Source organism: Staphylococcus agnetis (assembly GCF_002901865.1).
Lineage (GTDB): Bacteria > Bacillota > Bacilli > Staphylococcales > Staphylococcaceae > Staphylococcus > Staphylococcus agnetis.
The window spans coordinates 33,720-52,359 of sequence record NZ_PPQF01000024.1 but is presented as its reverse complement, the minus strand read 5'-3'; the positions used below and the strand labels follow the sequence as shown (position 1 = coordinate 52,359).

21 protein-coding genes are annotated in these 18,640 nt (G+C 37.1%); all 21 read left to right on the top strand.

Annotated features, from left to right (window positions below):
* The first annotated feature begins 223 nt into the window (after positions 1-223).
* The 21 genes from CD172_RS04240 to atpG all read left to right on the top strand — a co-directional run bounded on the left by CD172_RS04240 (position 224) and on the right by atpG (position 18,620).
* A complete protein-coding gene (locus tag CD172_RS04240; protein ID WP_060551549.1) occupies positions 224-1,489 on the top strand; it encodes a UDP-N-acetylglucosamine 1-carboxyvinyltransferase in 1,266 nt (421 codons plus the stop codon).
* Between the two features lie 45 nt (positions 1,490-1,534).
* Positions 1,535-1,861 carry a winged helix-turn-helix transcriptional regulator gene (locus tag CD172_RS04235; protein ID WP_037567454.1) on the top strand — a complete coding sequence of 109 codons (327 nt, stop codon included), beginning with the start codon at positions 1,535-1,537 and terminating at the stop codon, positions 1,859-1,861.
* Between the two features lie 183 nt (positions 1,862-2,044).
* Positions 2,045-3,472 carry an aldehyde dehydrogenase family protein gene (locus CD172_RS04230; RefSeq protein WP_103345572.1) on the top strand — a complete coding sequence of 476 codons (1,428 nt, stop codon included), beginning with the start codon at positions 2,045-2,047 and terminating at the stop codon, positions 3,470-3,472.
* 178 nt (positions 3,473-3,650) lie between these two features.
* Positions 3,651-4,967: a transcription termination factor Rho gene (gene rho, locus CD172_RS04225; RefSeq protein WP_037567457.1), complete on the top strand. Its 1,317-nt coding sequence runs from the start codon at positions 3,651-3,653 to the stop codon at positions 4,965-4,967.
* Between the two features lie 121 nt (positions 4,968-5,088).
* Positions 5,089-5,343 carry a type B 50S ribosomal protein L31 gene (locus CD172_RS04220; RefSeq protein ID WP_037567459.1) on the top strand — a complete coding sequence of 85 codons (255 nt, stop codon included), beginning with the start codon at positions 5,089-5,091 and terminating at the stop codon, positions 5,341-5,343.
* 172 nt (positions 5,344-5,515) lie between these two features.
* The gene (locus tag CD172_RS04215) at positions 5,516-6,118 is read left to right on the top strand and encodes a thymidine kinase (protein WP_037567460.1); all 603 of its coding nucleotides are present in this window, start codon (positions 5,516-5,518) and stop codon (positions 6,116-6,118) included.
* Positions 6,118-7,194 (top strand): peptide chain release factor 1, encoded by a 1,077-nt coding sequence (prfA, locus tag CD172_RS04210; protein ID WP_103345571.1) that lies wholly within the window; start codon positions 6,118-6,120, stop codon positions 7,192-7,194. Before CD172_RS04215 ends, prfA begins: the two co-directional genes overlap by 1 nt.
* The gene (gene prmC / locus CD172_RS04205) at positions 7,184-8,026 is read left to right on the top strand and encodes a peptide chain release factor N(5)-glutamine methyltransferase (protein ID WP_103345570.1); all 843 of its coding nucleotides are present in this window, start codon (positions 7,184-7,186) and stop codon (positions 8,024-8,026) included. Before prfA ends, prmC begins: the two co-directional genes overlap by 11 nt.
* 83 nt (positions 8,027-8,109) lie before the next feature.
* On the top strand, positions 8,110-9,162 hold the full coding sequence (locus CD172_RS04200; RefSeq protein ID WP_060551546.1) for an L-threonylcarbamoyladenylate synthase: 1,053 nt from the start codon (positions 8,110-8,112) through the stop codon (positions 9,160-9,162).
* A complete protein-coding gene (locus CD172_RS04195) occupies positions 9,159-9,578 on the top strand; it encodes a low molecular weight protein arginine phosphatase (protein ID WP_060551545.1) in 420 nt (139 codons plus the stop codon). Before CD172_RS04200 ends, CD172_RS04195 begins: the two co-directional genes overlap by 4 nt.
* Positions 9,579-9,704: 126 nt before the next feature.
* Positions 9,705-10,232, top strand: coding sequence for a TIGR01440 family protein (locus CD172_RS04190; protein ID WP_060551544.1), 528 nt, complete (start codon positions 9,705-9,707; stop codon positions 10,230-10,232).
* 22 nt (positions 10,233-10,254) lie between these two features.
* Positions 10,255-11,496, top strand: coding sequence for a serine hydroxymethyltransferase (gene glyA / locus CD172_RS04185; RefSeq protein WP_103345569.1), 1,242 nt, complete (start codon positions 10,255-10,257; stop codon positions 11,494-11,496).
* 22 nt (positions 11,497-11,518) lie between these two features.
* The gene (gene upp / locus CD172_RS04180; RefSeq protein ID WP_037567472.1) at positions 11,519-12,148 is read left to right on the top strand and encodes a uracil phosphoribosyltransferase; all 630 of its coding nucleotides are present in this window, start codon (positions 11,519-11,521) and stop codon (positions 12,146-12,148) included.
* Positions 12,149-12,174: 26 nt separating this feature from the next.
* Positions 12,175-13,314 carry a non-hydrolyzing UDP-N-acetylglucosamine 2-epimerase gene (gene wecB, locus CD172_RS04175; RefSeq protein WP_037567474.1) on the top strand — a complete coding sequence of 380 codons (1,140 nt, stop codon included), beginning with the start codon at positions 12,175-12,177 and terminating at the stop codon, positions 13,312-13,314.
* A 110-nt stretch (positions 13,315-13,424) separates the two neighbouring features.
* Positions 13,425-13,838, top strand: a complete 414-nt coding sequence (locus tag CD172_RS04170; RefSeq protein WP_306418269.1) for an ATP synthase subunit I — start codon at positions 13,425-13,427, stop codon at positions 13,836-13,838.
* A gap of 18 nt (positions 13,839-13,856) precedes the next feature.
* Positions 13,857-14,576, top strand: coding sequence for a F0F1 ATP synthase subunit A (gene atpB / locus CD172_RS04165; protein WP_103345568.1), 720 nt, complete (start codon positions 13,857-13,859; stop codon positions 14,574-14,576).
* 39 nt (positions 14,577-14,615) lie between these two features.
* Positions 14,616-14,828 carry a F0F1 ATP synthase subunit C gene (gene atpE, locus CD172_RS04160; protein WP_037567480.1) on the top strand — a complete coding sequence of 71 codons (213 nt, stop codon included), beginning with the start codon at positions 14,616-14,618 and terminating at the stop codon, positions 14,826-14,828.
* 309 nt (positions 14,829-15,137) lie between these two features.
* A complete protein-coding gene (locus tag CD172_RS04155; RefSeq protein WP_037567555.1) occupies positions 15,138-15,644 on the top strand; it encodes a F0F1 ATP synthase subunit B in 507 nt (168 codons plus the stop codon).
* Positions 15,644-16,183: a F0F1 ATP synthase subunit delta gene (locus CD172_RS04150; protein ID WP_037567481.1), complete on the top strand. Its 540-nt coding sequence runs from the start codon at positions 15,644-15,646 to the stop codon at positions 16,181-16,183. The genes CD172_RS04155 and CD172_RS04150 overlap by 1 nt, the downstream gene beginning before the upstream one ends.
* Before the next feature lie 27 nt (positions 16,184-16,210).
* Positions 16,211-17,719, top strand: a complete 1,509-nt coding sequence (gene atpA, locus CD172_RS04145; protein WP_060551540.1) for a F0F1 ATP synthase subunit alpha — start codon at positions 16,211-16,213, stop codon at positions 17,717-17,719.
* 34 nt (positions 17,720-17,753) lie between these two features.
* Positions 17,754-18,620 (top strand): ATP synthase F1 subunit gamma, encoded by an 867-nt coding sequence (gene atpG, locus CD172_RS04140; protein WP_037567483.1) that lies wholly within the window; start codon positions 17,754-17,756, stop codon positions 18,618-18,620.
* Positions 18,621-18,640 lie beyond the last annotated feature (20 nt).

The window sequence follows — 18,640 nt, the reverse complement described above, 5'->3', positions numbered from 1 at the left end:
TCGTATGTATATCACTATTTTTTAAAGTTGCTACTTTTTCAATAAACGTATGTAATCATTTGTCATTCAGTGGTAAAATTAGAATTAATACCAATATTTTTAAGACGAATTAAAGTGTTTACAACGATGAGACCTATTTTGCATTTTGAAAAATTTTACATTATAATGCCTATATTATGATATTTTATGGAGAAATTGAGCAATGGAAAAGGAGTTCAATCACATGGCGCAAGAAGTTATTAAAATTAAAGGTGGCCAAACGCTTAAAGGGAAGGTAGAAATAAGCGGTGCTAAAAATAGCTCTGTGGCAATCATTCCTGCTACGATATTAGCTGAAGAACCTGTCACATTAGATGGTTTGCCTAAAATTTCAGATGTGGAAACATTAGTGAGTTTACTTGAGGATCTTAACATTAAAGCAGAGTTGGATGATACTACGTTACATGTAGATCCTACTGAAATACAAAACGCTGCTCTACCTAATAATAAAGTAGAGTCTTTACGTGCATCATATTATATGATGGGTGCATTACTTGGCCGCTTCAAAAAATGTGTTATTGGGCTTCCTGGGGGATGTCCATTAGGGCCTAGACCGATTGATCAACATATTAAAGGCTTTAAAGCTCTAGGTGCTAAAATTGATGAATCAAGTGCGACCTCAATGAAAATCGAAGCAGATCGTCTTGTTGGTGCTAATATTTATTTAGACATTGTCAGTGTAGGTGCGACGATAAATATCATGCTTGCAGCCTCTCGTGCTGAAGGTCAAACAATCATTGAAAATGCTGCCAAAGAACCAGAAGTTGTTGATGTTGCAAACTTTTTAAATAGTATGGGAGCAAGAGTCACAGGGGCAGGGACGAGTTCAATTAAAATTGTAGGTGTACCGCATTTACATGGAAGTCGTCATAGCATAATCCCTGACCGCATTGAAGCTGGAACATATATGTGTATTGCTGCAGCGAGTGGTGAACAGGTTGTCATTGATAACATTATTCCAAAACACGTGGAACCACTCACAGTAAAGTTAAAAGAACTAGGGGTTAACATTGATGTCGGCGATGACTTCATGGTAGTACAACGTGCGCACCCATATCATAGTGTTGATATTAAAACATTAGTTTACCCAGGGTTTGCCACAGATTTACAACAGCCCATTACGCCATTACTTTTCTTAGCTGAAGGGCCAAGCTTCGTAAAAGAAACCATTTATCCTGAACGCTTTAAACACGTGCCAGAATTGCAAAAAATGAATGGAGCGATTGACGCTGACCTTGGTACAGCAACTATTAAACCGTCACACCTTACAGGGGCAGAAGTCTATGCCAGTGATTTACGTGCAGGCGCTTGTTTAATTGTCGCAGGATTAATTGCTGAAGGCGAAACGACAATTTATAATGTCAAACATATTTATAGAGGGTATACAGATATCGTCAATACATTAAAAAAACTTGGTGCTGATATTTGGACAGAATCCGTTGATGCTTAATCTATAAAATATTGGACTTGCAAGTAATGTTAAGAGGTGAGAGCCATGGAAGTTTGTCCATATTTACAAGAAACATTTAAAATTTTAGGGCGCAGTTGGAATGGACTTATTTTACATTATTTATCCACTTGTCCGGAACATAAAGCACACTTTTCTCAATTGAAAAAAGATTTACAACCCATCACGAATCGTGCGTTATCGATAAAACTTACAGAACTAGCAGATCGTGGATTGATTACAAAGCATGTTATTTCAGAAACCCCTCCATCAGTGTGTTATCATTTGACGCAAAAAGGGATTGATTTAGCGCAAGCATTAAAACCTTTAGAAGACTGGGCGCATCATCATGTGACATTAGAAGATCAAGGTTAAGCTTACTTGTTTCATTTATAAATGTTTAACAGCCAAATAGGACGAGCACTTGCTTGTCTATTTGGCTTTTTATGTTTAAGCAAAATTCATGCAAGAGAAGTACGCAAGGCGTATAGTTTAACTAAGTCCTTTTTTGGAAATACTTGATATAGGACGAAACGTTCGGAAAAGGAGTGTCATAGTATGAGAAACCAAACGAAACAATATATAAACGGTGAATGGGTAGACAGTCACAGTGGTGAGACGATTGATGTGATAAATCCTGCAACTGAAGAAGTTTTTGGCCGTATTGCCAAAGGGGATGAAACAGATGTCAAACAAGCGGTACAAGCAGCATATGATGTATATATAAAGTTTAGACAGACCCCAGTAAAAGAACGTCAAGCATTATTAGGGCGTATTGTAGATGAATATAAAAAACGTAAAGACGATTTAATTGAAGCAATGACACTTGAATTAGGTGCACCGGTGACAAAATCTGAAAAGGTACATTACCAAATGGGATTGAATCATTTTCAAGCTGCATATGATGCTTTAGATGATTTTCAATTTGAAGAACAACGTGGCGATCATTTAGTGGTTAAAGAAGCGATTGGTGTTGCTGGTTTAATTACACCATGGAATTTCCCGACAAACCAAACGTCATTAAAATTAGCAGCCGCCTTTGCTGCTGGTGCACCAGTTGTTTTAAAACCTTCTGAAGAAACACCTTTTGCTGCTATTATTTTAGCTGAAATTTTCGAAGCTGCAGGTGTACCTAAAGGTGTCTTCAATCTCGTCAATGGAGATGGTGAAGGTGTAGGTAATCCGTTGAGCGAACACCCTGATGTGCGCATGATGTCCTTTACAGGTTCTGGCGGCACAGGCTCAAAAATTATGGAAAAGGCTAGTAAAGACTTCAAAAAAGTGTCATTAGAATTAGGTGGTAAATCACCATATATCATTTTAGATGATGCTGATGTTGATGGTGCTGCACAGGCCGCTGTTAATAAAGTGGTTAATAATACAGGACAAGTGTGTACGGCTGGTACACGAACGCTTATCCCTGAATCCATGAAAGCAGATTTCTTAGAAAAAGCTAAAATGCACATGGCGAATGTTAAGGTTGGAGATCCCCAAAATAAAGACACGGATATGGGACCAATTATTAACAAAAAACAATATGATCAAGTTCAAGATTATATCCAAAAAGGTATAGATGAAGGGGCACAACTTTACTTCGGCGGCACAGGTCATCCTGATGGCTTAGACCAAGGTTATTTTGCGAAACCCACAATTTTCTCTGACGTAGATAATAAGATGACCATTGCTCAGGAAGAAATTTTTGGACCAGTTATGTCGGTCATCACGTACACAGATATTGATGATGCTATTCGCATTGCCAATGATACAAAGTATGGCTTGGCAGGTTACGTATACGGTCAAGATAAAGATACATTGAAAAAAGTAGCGCGCGCGATTGAAGCGGGTACAGTTGAGATTAATGAAGCTGGTCGCACACCAGACTTACCATTTGGAGGTTACAAACAATCTGGTATTGGACGTGAATGGGGCGACTATGGTATTGAAGAATTTTTAGAAGTAAAATCCATTGCAGGTTATTTTAAATAATTGAACACAACCACGTGTTAAATAACGCTTATTGTTAAAAAAGCGATATTTAATCACGTGGTTCATTTATGTTTCAATTTATATCATGTTTTGTATTTACCTTTAAAATTTGCTATAGTATTGATGTTATCGTATCAAAAATGCGATTAAAGAATTTATTATGAAATGAGTGTTAAATATGGCGACTAGGGAAAGAACCTCACCTCAATATGAGTCTTTTCATGAATTGTACAAAAACTACACGACTAAAGCTTTGACCGAAAAAGCCAAATCTTTAAAACTATCGAACTATAGTAAGTTAAACAAAAAAGAACTTGTTCTTGCCATAATGGAAGCACAAATGGAAAAAGACGGTAACTATTATATGGAAGGCATTCTAGACGATATTCAACCAGATGGTTACGGTTTTCTACGTACAGTTAATTATTCTAAAGGTGAAAAAGATATATATATTTCTGCATCACAAATCAGACGATTTGAAATCAAATTAGGTGATAAAGTTACTGGTAAAGTCAGACAACCTAAAGAAAACGAGAAGTATTACGGCTTGCTACAAGTTGATTTTGTAAATGACCATAATGCAGAAGAAGTCAAAAAACGACCACATTTCCAAGCGTTAACACCTCTTTATCCTGAAGAACGTATCAAATTAGAAACAGACCCCGACAAATACTCCACACGTGTTATGGATTTAGTAACACCAATCGGATTAGGACAACGTGGTTTAATCGTTGCACCACCTAAAGCAGGTAAAACCTCTTTATTAAAAGAAATCGCAAATGCTATTGTAAAAAACAAACCTAATGCTAAATTATTTATTTTACTTGTGGGTGAAAGACCTGAGGAAGTTACTGATATTGAGCGTTCAGTTGAAGAAGCTGAAGTTGTACATTCCACATTTGATGAACATCCGAAACATCATGTTAAAGTTGCAGAGTTATTACTTGAAAGAGCAAAACGTCTCGTTGAAATCGGTGAAGATGTAATTGTGCTTATGGATTCAATCACGCGATTAGCACGTGCGTATAATTTAGTGGTACCCCCAAGCGGTCGTACATTATCAGGCGGTTTAGACCCTGCTTCATTACATGGACCTAAAACGTTTTTCGGTGCTGCACGTAATATTGAAGCTGGTGGGAGCCTTACAATATTAGCTACAGCACTCGTTGATACTGGCTCTCGTATGGATGATATGATTTATGAGGAGTTCAAAGGGACAGGGAATATGGAATTACATTTAGATCGTCGTTTGTCTGAACGTAGAATCTTCCCAGCTATTGATATTTCTAGAAGTTCAACGCGTAAAGAAGAACTACTGATTCCTAAAAATGAACTTGAAAGTTTATGGCAATTACGCAACATGTTCTCCAATTCGCCAGACTTTGCAGAACGTTTTATCCGACGATTAAAGAAAACTAAAACTAATGCAGACTTTTTTGAAGAGTTGAAAAAAAGTGCAGTTGAAAGTACTAAAACAGGGAAACCTATTATTTAATTTAAAGAAATGTTTTCGTGGGGTTGCTTTTTAAAAAGGCAACCTTTATAATGTACAAGTATTGGGTAAAACTCACAAATAACTCTGTTCCAGATGGTTCAGGGCAAAGGAGCTGAAAATAATGAAACAAGGCATTCATCCAGAATACCGTAAAGTAATCTTCTTAGATACAACTACTAACTTTAAGTTTTTAAGTGGTTCTACGAAGTATTCAAGCGAAACAATGGAATGGGAAGATGGTAACGAGTATCCAGTTATCCGTTTAGATATTTCTTCTGACTCTCACCCATTCTACACAGGACGTCAAAAATTTGCTGCTGCAGATGGTCGTGTGGAACGTTTCAACAAGAAATTCGGTCTCAAATCAAACAACTAATCTTCGTTATAACGAGTTATTGGAAAACAGTAAAGAAAACAATCTTTATATGCTTTCTTTCTATTTTAAGCATCCTCATTTAAGAGGATGCTTTTTTTAATGAAATCATCAAAAACGTTATTAAAATATGATATAATGAAGCGATTATGTTTTGGAAAAGGTGGCATAAAAAATGTACGAAGCGTATCATTCAGGATGGATTGAATGCATCACAGGAAGTATGTTTAGCGGTAAATCTGAAGAACTTATTCGCCGTTTACGACGTGGTGTTTATGCGAAACAAAAGGTAATAGTTTTCAAACCAACGATTGATGACCGTTATCATAAAGAAAAAATCGTTTCACATAATGGTAATGCGATAGAAGCGATTAACATCACTGAAGCAAGCGAGATTTGGCAACATGATTTAACAGGGGTTGATATCATAGGTATTGATGAAATTCAATTTTTTGATCGCACTGTTGTAGATATTGCTCAAACACTTGCACAAAGAGGATATCGTGTCATTACAGCAGGTCTAGACATGGATTTTAAAGGAGAGCCATTTCATCCCGTTCCAGAGATGTTAGCCGTAAGTGAACATATTACAAAACTTCAAGCTGTATGTGCAGTTTGTGGCGCTTCTTCAAGTCGTACACAAAGACTCATCAATGGAAAACCAGCGAAAGTTGATGATCCAATCATATTAGTGGGTGCTAATGAAAGTTATGAACCACGTTGTCGTGCGCATCATGTAATTCTACCGAGCGAGTCAAAAGAGGAGGAAAATGAGTAATGTTTGATCAATTAGATATTGTTGAAGAAAGATATGAACAACTAAATGAGTTGCTAAGTGATCCAGAGGTTGTAAGTGATTCTGATAAATTAAGAAAATATTCTAAAGAGCAATCTGAACTTCAAAAAACCGTAGAAGTCTACCGTAATTATAAGCAAGTTAAAGAAGAATTAAATGATATTGAAATCATGTTAAATGAAACGTCAGATGCGGATGAAATAGAAATGTTAAAAGAAGAAGCGACAACGCTTAAACCACAAATTCCGCAGTTTGAAGATGAACTGAAATTATTACTAATTCCGAAAGACCCTAATGATGACAAAGATGTTATTGTAGAGGTTAGAGCTGCAGCAGGTGGTGACGAAGCAGCAATTTTTGCTGGAGACCTGTTTAGAATGTATACAAAATATGCGGAAGCCAATCGCTTTAAAACTGAAATAGTCGAAGCAACTGAAAGTGACCACGGTGGATATAAAGAAATTAGTTTTTCTGTTTCGGGTGAAGGTGCATACAGTAAATTAAAATTTGAAAATGGTGCACATCGTGTGCAACGTGTTCCTGAAACTGAATCTGGTGGACGTATTCATACATCAACGGCAACAGTAGCAGTATTGCCTGAGGTTGAAGATGTTGAGATTGAAATTCGTAATGAAGACTTGAAGATAGATACGTACCGTTCAAGTGGTGCAGGGGGTCAGCACGTGAATACAACAGATTCAGCTGTTCGTATTACTCACTTGCCAACAGGTGTGATTGCTACATCATCAGAAAAATCTCAAATTCAAAACCGTGAAAAAGCGATGAAAGTGTTAAAAGCACGTTTGTATGATATGAAAGTTCAAGAAGAACAGCAAAAATATGCTGCACAACGTAAGTCAGCTGTAGGTACAGGTGACCGTTCGGAACGCATTAGAACGTATAATTATCCTCAAAGTCGTGTTACCGATCATCGAATTGGCTTAACGTTACAAAAGTTAGACCAAATTATGGAAGGTAAACTCGATGAAGTCATTGATGCTTTAACAACGCATGAACAAACTGAAAAATTAAAAGAGCTTAATAACGGTGAAATTTAATACATGGGTTCGAGATGCGCGCAACCAATTAGTGGCACATGAATATGAAGCTGCACAAGTAGATTGGCTCGTTATGGATATGATGGATTGGTCGCGTACAGATTATGTGATGCATCAACATGACGATATGACTGACCAAGTGCATCAGATATTAAAGCAAGGTTTGTTGCGACTTTTAAAAGGAGAACCGGTTCAATATATTGTTGAGAAAGCATCCTTTTTTAATCGAGATTTCAAAGTAACACAAGATGTGCTCATACCGCGACCTGAAACTGAAGAGGTTGTCATGAAGCTAATGGAAATGATGTCAAGTGGGCAAGTTGCAGACATCGGTACGGGTAGTGGTATCATTGCAATCACATTAAAAAAAGAAATGCCTCAGTTGAATGTTTGGGCCACGGATATTTCTGAAAATGCATTAGATATAGCGAAGTATAATGCAGAAAAAAATCAAGCTGACATTCAATTTGTTTTAGGTGATACATTGGTACCTTTAATTGAAAAAGGACTATTATTAGATGGATTAATCTCTAATCCACCTTATATATGTCGATCAGAACAAGATGTCATGAGTGAAAGTACACTGAACTTTGAACCCCATATCGCACTATTTGCAGAAGATAATGGTTTAGGTATATACCGCATGATTTTAAAACAACTCCCATGCGTAATGAAAGATGGCGCACCAATTGTATTTGAAATAGGGTACCAACAAGGACCAGCAATTAAAAAATTAGTAACATCGATGTACCCACATCTTAAAGTCGATGTCATTGCTGATATAAACGGTCATGATCGTATAATCAGTTTTAGATGGCGTGTTTCAAAATAAATGTATAAAAAGTTATGTATTTGATAAGAGTGCATAACTTTTTATTATGGAGTAAAATAAAAGTAAGAAAGAGGTGTTTTTACGTGTTAGACACTAAAATATGGGACGTTCGAGAGTATACGTATAATCTTAATGCGTATCCACAATTCGATGAGATTATTCGTATGTATCGTGAAGGGCAACGGATAGTTTTACCGACAGAAACCGTTTATGGTCTTGGAGGTAATGCCTTAAATGAAGAAACGGTGAAGGGTATTTATGAAGCGAAAGGCCGTCCCTCAGACAACCCACTCATTATTCATATTTACGATACTGAACAATTAGATGATTTCGTGACATCGATATCCGAAACAACATTAAAATTAATGGAAGCATTTTGGCCTGGACCGATAACATTTATATTACCACTCAAAAAAGGATTTTTATGTGAACGTGTTACAGGTGGTTTGAATTCTGTAGCGGTGAGAATGCCTAGCCATCCCGTAGCAAGGTATATTTTAAAGAAAGCCAATATACCTATTGCTGCACCAAGTGCCAACATTAGTGGGAGACCTTCTCCGACAACGTTTGAACATGCGTATGAGGATTTAAATGGTAGAGTTGAAGGGATTATTCAGTCAACACCTAGCGATGCAGGTTTGGAAAGTACGGTGATTGATTGTACATCTTTTCCTTACCGCATCGCGCGTCCAGGTACGATTACACGCCAAATGTTAAACGAAATATTACCTAATTCTATCGATGATACAGTGATTGATATGACTGAGAAACCGATAGCACCTGGTATGAAATATAAGCACTATGCTCCAGATACGCCCCTTAAATTAATTGAGCATATAGGAAATGATATTCCTCTAGACGCCTATAATAAATGGGATGAAGTGGCATTTATTGTTCCAGAGAGCTTATCACAATATATTCCGAAAGACGCGAAAGTGATTATATTGAGTCAAGATGAGTTTGATATTAAGACAGCAAATCGAAATTTATATGCAGCGCTGCACAAATTAGATGAACTTAAAGAAGTCTCAAATGCATATATATATGGCTATCCCGTGAATGAAGAAACAGAAGCGTTGCGCAATAGAATGATGAAAGCTGTTAACCATCAAGTGGTAAAGGATGAATTTCTATGAGAATCATATTTGTGTGTACTGGTAACACTTGTAGAAGTCCGATGGCAGAAAGTATTGCCTCAAAGTTGTTACCGCAATATCACATCGAATCTCGTGGTTTAATGGCAGTAGAAGGGCAACCAGTAGCATCACATACACGTACAGTTTTACTTACTCAAAACTATCCAATGCCGTCAAATGCCCAGCAATTCCAACGTGAAGATTTGCAAGCGGATTTAATTTTAACGATGACACAAGAACATCAAAGACATATCGAACAATTATACGGCCCACAACAACATGTTTACACATTAAAAGCATATATCAATCAAACTGCGGATATTGCAGATCCCTTTGGAGGTCCGCTTGAAATGTATCAAATGCTTTTTGAGCAACTTGAAAGGGATATTTTTAAACTTAAAGAACAATTTGATTGAAAATCAGTTATATAATCAGTATAAGTTCATTCGAAAATACGTTATAATATATGGCATATAGCACGTTTCTATGTTCTTTGGATAATTCGTTTTGTGTTCATACATAAGTCCTAGGAGGTTTTGTTCATGAAAGGTTTGAAACAGTTATTAGAAGAACTCAAGTCTCAATCATTTTTTGTTGACGGAGAAATCTGTGTTATTGGTTGTTCAACTTCAGAGGTATTAGGTGACAAAATAGGTACTACAGGATCCATAGACATCGCTAAAGATATATATGAAGCACTCGTCGATATTTCAGAAGAAACGGGTGTTTCATTTGCATATCAAGGGTGTGAACACATTAACCGTGCACTTACGATAGAACGTAAAAACTTTGATCCGTATACTATGGAAGAAGTAAGCGTAGTGCCTGATGTGCATGCAGGGGGTTCACTTGCTACATATGCCTACCGTCACATGAATGAACCAATGGTTGTTGAATATATCACAGCAAACAAAGGGATTGATATTGGCCAAACTTTAATCGGCATGCATCTCAAACATGTTGCGGTACCTGTGCGTACTTCAATTAGTCAAATAGGTGAGGCGATTGTAACTGTGGCAACGACACGACCGAAGAAAATTGGTGGTGAACGTGCGAAATATCAACTTTAATAGGGAAAGAGGGAAAACGTTTATGTCATTTATTTTTAAACAAGACAAAGCCGTCGCTGATGCCATTAGGAAAGAATTTAACCGTCAAAACAACAACATCGAATTAATTGCGTCTGAAAACTTTGTTTCTGAAGCTGTCATGGAAGCACAAGGTTCAGTTATGACGAACAAATATGCAGAAGGTTATCCTAATCGTCGTTATTATGGCGGTTGTGAGTTCGTCGATGAGACTGAGCAACTTGCTATCGATAGAGCGAAACAATTATTTAATGCTGAACATGTCAATGTTCAACCACATTCTGGTTCACAAGCGAATATGGCGGTTTACCTTGTTGCTTTAGAACACGGTGATACTGTTTTAGGTATGAACTTAAGTCACGGTGGTCATTTGACGCACGGTTCACCTGTTAACTTTAGTGGTAAATTTTATAACTTTGTTGAATACCAAGTGACAAAAGAGGAAGAGCGTATCGATTACGAAGAAATTCGTCGCCTTGCTAAAGAAAATAAACCTAAATTAATCGTTGCTGGCGCATCAGCATATTCGCGTGAAATTGATTTTAAAAAGTTCAAAGAAATTGCAGATGAAGTCAATGCAAAATTAATGGTAGATATGGCGCATATTGCTGGGTTAGTTGCGGCAGGTTTACATCAAAATCCAGTAGAATTTGCTGATTTTGTGACAACGACTACGCACAAAACATTACGAGGTCCTCGTGGTGGTATGATTTTATGTAAAGCCCAATACAAAAAAGACATAGACAAAACTATTTTCCCTGGCATTCAAGGGGGGCCACTTGAGCATGTAATCGCAGCCAAAGCCGTTGCATTTGGTGAAGCATTGCAACCTGAATTTAAAACATACCAAGCCCAAGTGATAAAGAATGCGAAAACATTAGCATCTACGTTACAAGAAAATGGCTTCAGAATTGTTTCAGGTGGTACGGACAATCACCTTATTTCAGTCGATGTGAAAGGATCTGTAGGGATTACAGGTAAAGATGCTGAAGAAGCACTTGATAGTGTAGGTATTACATGTAATAAAAATACAATTCCTTTTGATCAAGAAAAGCCATTTGTAACGAGCGGTATCCGATTAGGAACGCCTGCTGCTACAACACGTGGTTTTGATGAGGCTGCATTTGAAGAAGTCGCTCACATTATTAGCGATGTGCTAAAAAATCACAAAGACAGTCAAGTATTAGAAAACGCTAAGAAACGCGTTAGTGCATTGACTGAAAAATTCCCATTATACAATAAATAAAAATATTGGAGGCAAAAAACCAATGGGTAAAGTACATGTATTTGATCATCCTTTAATTCAACACAAACTGAGTTTTATTCGCGATGTTAACACAGGCACAAAAGCATTTCGTGAACTTGTAGACGAAGTCGGAATGCTGATGGCGTATGAAGTTACACGTAATTTAGAATTACAAGAAGTTGAAATTGAAACACCAGTGACTAAAGCGAAAGCCAAACGTTTATCTGGTAAAAAATTAGCGTTTGTACCGATTCTTCGTGCTGGGTTAGGTATGACACAAGGGATTTTAAACCTTGTTCCTGCAGCTAGAATTGGACATGTAGGTTTATACCGAGATCCAGAAACATTAGAAGCGGTTGAGTATTTTGTGAAGTTACCACAAGATATCGAAGAACGTGAAATTATTGTTGTGGATCCGATGCTTGCCACTGGCGCATCAGCGATAGAAGCAATTAATTCGTTGAAAAAACGTGGTGCGAAACACATTCGTTTTATGTGTCTAATCGCAGCACCTGAGGGTGTACAAAAACTTCAAGAAGCGCATGAAGATGTTGATATTTTCATAGCTGCACTTGATGAAAAGTTAGATGAAAATGCTTATATCATTCCTGGTTTAGGGGATGCTGGTGATCGATTATTCGGTACAAAATAATGTTTTAATTAAGGAGCGCTTATTCAATGAAAAGGATTATGACGATTTTTGGAACGCGTCCAGAAGCAATAAAAATGGCACCGCTAGTACTACAACTTAAACAAGAGCCTCATTTAGAACCTATTGTAGTTGTAACGGCACAGCACCGTGAAATGTTAGATTCTGTTTTAGAAACATTTAATATTGAACCTGATTACGATTTAAATGTGATGAAACCTGGACAAACCTTGTCTGAAGTAACTTCACGCGTTTTAACGGGGCTTGAAGGCGTTATTAAAGAAGTGAAGCCTGATATGATTTTAGTACACGGTGATACGACAACGACGTTTGCAGGTAGTTTAGCTGCCTTTTATAACGAAATCAGTATAGGTCATGTCGAAGCGGGATTAAGAACTTGGCAAAAATATTCGCCATTTCCTGAAGAAATGAACCGACAAATGACAGGTATCATGGCAGATCTACATTTTGCTCCGACGCATCAAGCGGAGATGAATTTATTAAACGAAAATAAAGATCCGAAATCTGTAGTCGTTACAGGTAATACAGCGATTGATGCAATGCATACCACAATTAACGAACAGTATGAATCAGACATAATCCAACGTCATCAAGATAAACGCATTATATTATTAACATCTCATCGTCGAGAAAATATTGGAGAGCCGATGGAAAATATATTCAAAGCGGCAAGACGAATCGTTGAAGATATTGAAGATGCGGTTATCGTCTATCCTATGCATAAAAACCCTAAAGTGAGAGATATTGCATACAAGCATCTTAGCAATCATGATCGTATTGAACTGATTGAGCCGCTTGAGGTTGTTGATTTTCATAATTTTGCACATCAATCTCACTTGATTTTAACGGATTCTGGTGGTGTTCAAGAAGAAGCTCCTTCGTTAGGTAAGCCTGTATTAGTCTTAAGGGATACGACAGAACGTCCTGAAGGTGTTGAAGCTGGCACATTAAAATTAGCTGGGACTCATGAGGAAGATGTTTATCAATATACGAAAGCACTATTAACTGATGAAGCGCTCTATAAAAAAATGAGCATTGCTCAAAACCCTTATGGTGACGGTCGCGCATCTAAAAGAATTTGTGACCATATTCAATACTATTTTGGTTTATCGGATTCTAAGCCGGAACCATTCCAACCTGAAGCATAGAGGTAAAATCAAATGTGTCAATTTTGTGACAACTCGATTCATAGATGTCAGTCCTGTTAAATGCATAATTGACACGCTTTTGCCCCTATATTATTATGAAAGTTGTATGCATGGAACGGCTTTCATATATGTTCCTAAAAGTGGAAAAGAGGTTCATTATGGTACGTTTTTATAATTGTACACAGCCGTTTTTGACATATTACATTTGCCTCTGGGTAGGCCTCATTATGCTTTATTTTTGGGTACACCACGCTTTTGTTCTTGGATTAATGGTGGGCTTACTTGCTTCAACGTTTAATACAATCATCTTTGAATATTACTTGCATCGTGCGAAACAAACACGAGTAGGGTCCATTTCAACAGGTGGAAATTGGCGTTATTTCATAGCAATTCTCGCTTGTGCAACTTGGGTTGCGTTTCAAGAACAGATACATATCATCGGTGTGCTTGTAGGGCTAATGGTTTCATATGTTTTTATGATTTTTCGTCCTTTGATTAAGAAGGACACACGTAACTCTAATTGAAAAGAGGTGAAATTTTAGATGGGTCATAAAAGTCCAATAGTAACTTGGCATTTTCTAGGATTAGATATTAACTTTAACTTATCGACGGTAATGATGTTAATCATCACAGCATTTATCGTGTTTACGATTGCAGTCTTATGTACACGAAATCTTCAGAAAAGACCTAAAGGTGCACAAAACTTTATCGAATGGGTATTCGATTTTGTTCGAGGCATCATTGAAAGTAACATGGCATGGTCTAAGGGAGGACACTTTCACTTCTTAGCAGTTACATTAATTTTATTTATTTTTGTAGCGAATATGCTAGGTCTACCATTTCAATTGTTGGCAAACCACTATTTATGGTGGAAATCACCAACAGCAGACCCTCATGTTACTTTAACACTTGCTACGATGATGGTCATTCTTACACATTACTACGGTGTTAAAATGCGAGGTACAAAAGCTTACCTTCATAACTATGTCCAACCATATCCAGCATTAGTTATTATTAATGTATTTGAAGAATTTGCTTCTACATTAACATTAGGACTTCGTCTTTACGGTAACATTTTTGCAGGTGAGATTTTATTAGGATTACTTGCAGGAGTGACGTTTAGCGCATTTGGTTGGATTATCGGTATTCCAGGCTTAATTGTATGGCAAGGTTTTTCAATCTTCGTAGGTGCAATCCAGGCTTATATCTTTATCATGTTAACAATGGTATATATGTCACACAAAGTGGCAGATAACCATTAAAATAAAACTATAACTTAACAAATTAGGAGGATTTATATAATGAGTTTAATCGCAGCAGCAATCGCAATTGGTTTATCAGCACTTGGTGCAGGTATTGGTAACGGTTTAATCGTTTCAAGAACAGTAGAAGGTGTAGCACGTCAACCAGAGGCACGTACACAATTAATGTCAATCATGTTCATCGGTATCGGTTTAGTTGAGGCACTTCCAATCATTGGTGTAGTTATTACATTCATCGTATTATTTAGCTAATCTATTGAATGGATTTCATTTTCATAATCATTAAGGTTTCCTGAGCGGGGTTAAATCATATTATTATTCCCCGCCCTAAATTTTATGGTTTATAAATCTCATTTGTTATTTAAATGGTGGTAAACCTTATTCGATAAAGCAATATAGTGATACGTAAGTGCAAGGTGAGGCTTGCATATTATTGAATTACAAATTGTTTAACATTCATCTTTATACGATGGATAGAACACATTTACAATCGTGATGTGGTAGTTTTGTAATTTATGGATGAAATGATTGAAAGGAGTGTACAGCAAATTGACAACCAACATGTTAACCTTTGCAGCTAGTGCCGGTGGTGTAAATATTGGTGACATTCTTGTAACGATTTTTACGTTCGTCATCTTACTTTTCCTACTTAAAAAGTTTGCATGGGGCCCACTTAAAAAGGTTATGGACGATCGTGAGCATTCAATCAATCAAGATATTGATGATGCAGAACGTGCAAAAATGAATGCGCAACGTCTAGAAGAAGAAAATAGAAAAACGTTAAAAGAAACACAAGATCAAGTACATAAAATGCTTGAAGAAGCTAAAGTACAAGCGCAACGCCAACAAGAAGAAATTCTTCATGAAGCGAACCAACGTGCGAATGGTATGATCGAAACGGCTCAAAGTGAAATCAAGAGTGAAAAAGAGCGTGCATTAGCTGAAATTAATAGTCAAGTCTCTGAACTTTCTGTGTTAATTGCTTCTAAAGTGTTACGTAAAGAAATTTCTGAGCAAGATCAAAAAGACCTTATTGACAAGTACATTAAAGAGGTAGGGGATAAATAATGGCGCAAGTTGCTCAAAAATATGCCCAAGCCCTTTTTGACGTTGCTATTAAGGCTGAAGTGCTTTCAGAGATTTATAAAGATTTCACTGAGATTAATACAAGTATTCAAAGTGAAGGTTCAAGATTACATTTCATTGATTTAGAACCTAAATTCACTTTAGATGAAAGACAAACATTAGTTTCAAATGTATTTAATGGCGTACATCCATACTTAATGAACACATTAAAGGTTATGGCAAGCCATCGTAACTTATCATTATTAGGTGATGTGTTTAAGGCATTTGAAAATCATTATAATGAATTTCATGGGTTAGATGATGCATATCTCGTTTCTGCACGCCCATTATCTGATGCAGAAGTAGAACATATAAAAGAAGCGTTAGTAAAACGTACAGGTTTAAAAGATCTAAAAGTGCATACTTCAGTAGACACATCACTCATCGGCGGTGTTAAAGTTAAAATCGGTACAAAAGTATACGATGGAAGTGTACAAAATGATCTCGAACAATTAGCTAGAAGATTCAGTAGCGCACATTAAATACGAAATGAAAGAGGAGTGACATAGATGGCCATAAAAGCTGAGGAAATTAGTGCATTACTTCGCTCTCAAATTGAGAATTATGAGTCTGAAATGTCTGTAACTGATGTAGGGACAGTTATCCAAATTGGTGACGGTATCGCATTGGTTCATGGACTTAACGATGTTATGGCTGGCGAATTATTAGAATTCCATAACGGCGTTCTTGGATTAGCACAAAACTTAGAAGAAACAAACGTAGGTGTTGTTATTTTAGGACCTTACGATGATATTACTGAAGGTGCTGAAGTTAAACGTACAGGGCGTATTATGGAAGTGCCTGTAGGTGAAGAATTAATCGGTCGTGTTGTTAACCCACTCGGCCAACCTATCGATGGACAAGGTCCATTAAATACGACTAAAACACGCCCTATCGAGAAAAAAGCGACAGGCGTTATGGCTCGTAAATCAGTTGATGAGCCATTACAAACTGGAATTAAAGCCATCGACGCATTAGTTCCAATCGGTCGTGGTCAACGTGAGTTAATTATCGGAGACCGTCAAACGGGTAAAACAACTGTAGCAATTGATACAATTCTAAACCAAAAAGATCAAGATATGATTTGCGTTTATGTCGCAATTGGTCAAAAAGAGTCTACAGTACGTGCTTCAGTTGAGAAGTTACGTCAAGCAGGCGCATTAGATTATACAATTGTTGTTTCAGCTTCTGCAGCTCAACCATCACCAATGTTATATATCGCGCCATACGCGGGTGTTTCTATGGCAGAAGAGTTTATGTTTAATGGCAAACACGTATTAGTAGTATATGATGATTTAACGAAACAAGCCGCTGCTTACCGTGAATTATCATTATTATTACGTCGTCCGCCAGGTCGTGAAGCTTACCCAGGTGATGTATTCTACCTACATAGCCGTTTATTAGAGCGTGCTGCTAAATTAAATGACGATTTAGGTGGCGGTTCTATTACTGCTTTACCATTCGTTGAAACACAAGCAGGTGACATTTCTGCATACGTACCAACAAACGTTATCTCAATTACTGATGGACAAATCTTCTTACAATCAGACTTGTTCTTCTCAGGTGTGCGTCCAGCGATTAATGCGGGTCTTTCAGTATCACGTGTTGGGGGCTCAGCACAAATCAAAGCAATGAAAAAAGTAGCAGGTACATTACGTCTAGACTTAGCATCTTATCGTGAGCTTGAGTCATTCGCACAGTTTGGTTCTGATCTAGATGAAGCAACTGCTAAAAAACTTGAAAGAGGTAAGCGTACGGTTGAAGTATTAAAACAAGACCAAAACAAACCGCTTCCTGTTGAACACCAAGTTTTAATCATTTACGCATTAACTCGAGGTTACTTAGATGATATTCCAGTAGAAGACATTACACGTTTTGAAGCTGAAATTATCGAATGGACAAAAGGTAATGCGAATGACATTTTCACAGAAATTCGTGAAACAGGTGGCTTACCTGCAGATGAGAAATTTGAAAAAGCAATTAATGCTTTTAAACAAAGCTTTAAAAAATCCGAATAATGTCAAATATATGATGAGATAAGGTGGTGAGATAGTGGCTTCTTTAAAAGAAATAGATTCACGAATAAAATCAACTAAAAAGATGAAACAAATCACAAGTGCGATGAACATGGTTTCTAACTCTAAGCTTCGTAAGGCAGAACGTAACACGAAACAATTCCGACCGTACATGGAAAAAATGGAAGATGCAATCACAGCTATAGCTGGTTCAAATGCAACAACCAACCATCCTATGTTAAATCAGCGTGAAGTTAAGCGTGTAGGATATATGGTCATTACAAGTGATAGTGGATTAGCAGGTGCATATAGTGCTAATGTACTGAAGAAAATGATTCGTGATATCGAGAAACGTCATAACAGTAAAGACGAATATCGTTTAATTGTACTTGGTAAAATTGGTATTTCATTTTTAGAGAATCGCGGTTATACGGTTGAGAATGGACTCACTGATATTCCAGATCAACCTTCTTTCAAAGCAATTCAATCCATTGCGACACGTGCCGTTGATTTATACAGTGAAGAGGAAATTGATGAATTAAACGTCTATTATAGCCATTATGTCAGTGTGATTGAAAACACACCAAAAAGTAAAAAACTGTTGCCATTATCACCAGAAGATTCTTCTTTAGGACATGGTGCAATGTCATCTTACGAATTTGAGCCAGATAAAGAATCAATATTAAAAGTGCTGTTACCGCAATATATTGAAAGTTTAATTTATGGAACGATTTTAGATGCCAAAGCAAGTGAACATGCGTCTCGTATGAATGCGATGAAGAATGCTACAGACAACGCAACAGATTTAATTGACGATTTATCATTACAATACAACCGTGCGCGACAAGCAGCGATTACGCAACAAATCACTGAGATTGTTGGTGGCGCAGCAGCATTAGAATAAGTTTAATAATAAGGAGGAAC

Excerpts from the sequence above, each read along its gene's own strand:
- CD172_RS04215 (WP_037567460.1), top strand. The coding sequence starts at position 5,516 with ATGTACGAAGCGTATCATTCAGGATGGATTGAATGCATCACAGGAAGT.
- CD172_RS04235 (WP_037567454.1), top strand. The coding sequence starts at position 1,535 with ATGGAAGTTTGTCCATATTTACAAGAAACATTTAAAATTTTAGGGCGC.
- CD172_RS04190 (WP_060551544.1), top strand. The coding sequence starts at position 9,705 with ATGAAAGGTTTGAAACAGTTATTAGAAGAACTCAAGTCTCAATCATTT.
- rho (WP_037567457.1), top strand. The coding sequence starts at position 3,651 with ATGGCGACTAGGGAAAGAACCTCACCTCAATATGAGTCTTTTCATGAA.
- glyA (WP_103345569.1), top strand. The coding sequence starts at position 10,255 with ATGTCATTTATTTTTAAACAAGACAAAGCCGTCGCTGATGCCATTAGG.
- prfA (WP_103345571.1), top strand. The coding sequence starts at position 6,118 with ATGTTTGATCAATTAGATATTGTTGAAGAAAGATATGAACAACTAAAT.
- atpB (WP_103345568.1), top strand. The coding sequence starts at position 13,857 with ATGGGTCATAAAAGTCCAATAGTAACTTGGCATTTTCTAGGATTAGAT.
- CD172_RS04230 (WP_103345572.1), top strand. The coding sequence starts at position 2,045 with ATGAGAAACCAAACGAAACAATATATAAACGGTGAATGGGTAGACAGT.
- CD172_RS04170 (WP_306418269.1), top strand. The coding sequence starts at position 13,425 with ATGGAACGGCTTTCATATATGTTCCTAAAAGTGGAAAAGAGGTTCATT.
- CD172_RS04195 (WP_060551545.1), top strand. The coding sequence starts at position 9,159 with ATGAGAATCATATTTGTGTGTACTGGTAACACTTGTAGAAGTCCGATG.
- CD172_RS04150 (WP_037567481.1), top strand. The coding sequence starts at position 15,644 with ATGGCGCAAGTTGCTCAAAAATATGCCCAAGCCCTTTTTGACGTTGCT.
- CD172_RS04220 (WP_037567459.1), top strand. The coding sequence starts at position 5,089 with ATGAAACAAGGCATTCATCCAGAATACCGTAAAGTAATCTTCTTAGAT.
- atpA (WP_060551540.1), top strand. The coding sequence starts at position 16,211 with ATGGCCATAAAAGCTGAGGAAATTAGTGCATTACTTCGCTCTCAAATT.
- upp (WP_037567472.1), top strand. The coding sequence starts at position 11,519 with ATGGGTAAAGTACATGTATTTGATCATCCTTTAATTCAACACAAACTG.
- CD172_RS04155 (WP_037567555.1), top strand. The coding sequence starts at position 15,138 with ATGTTAACCTTTGCAGCTAGTGCCGGTGGTGTAAATATTGGTGACATT.
- CD172_RS04240 (WP_060551549.1), top strand. The coding sequence starts at position 224 with ATGGCGCAAGAAGTTATTAAAATTAAAGGTGGCCAAACGCTTAAAGGG.
- wecB (WP_037567474.1), top strand. The coding sequence starts at position 12,175 with ATGAAAAGGATTATGACGATTTTTGGAACGCGTCCAGAAGCAATAAAA.
- atpE (WP_037567480.1), top strand. The coding sequence starts at position 14,616 with ATGAGTTTAATCGCAGCAGCAATCGCAATTGGTTTATCAGCACTTGGT.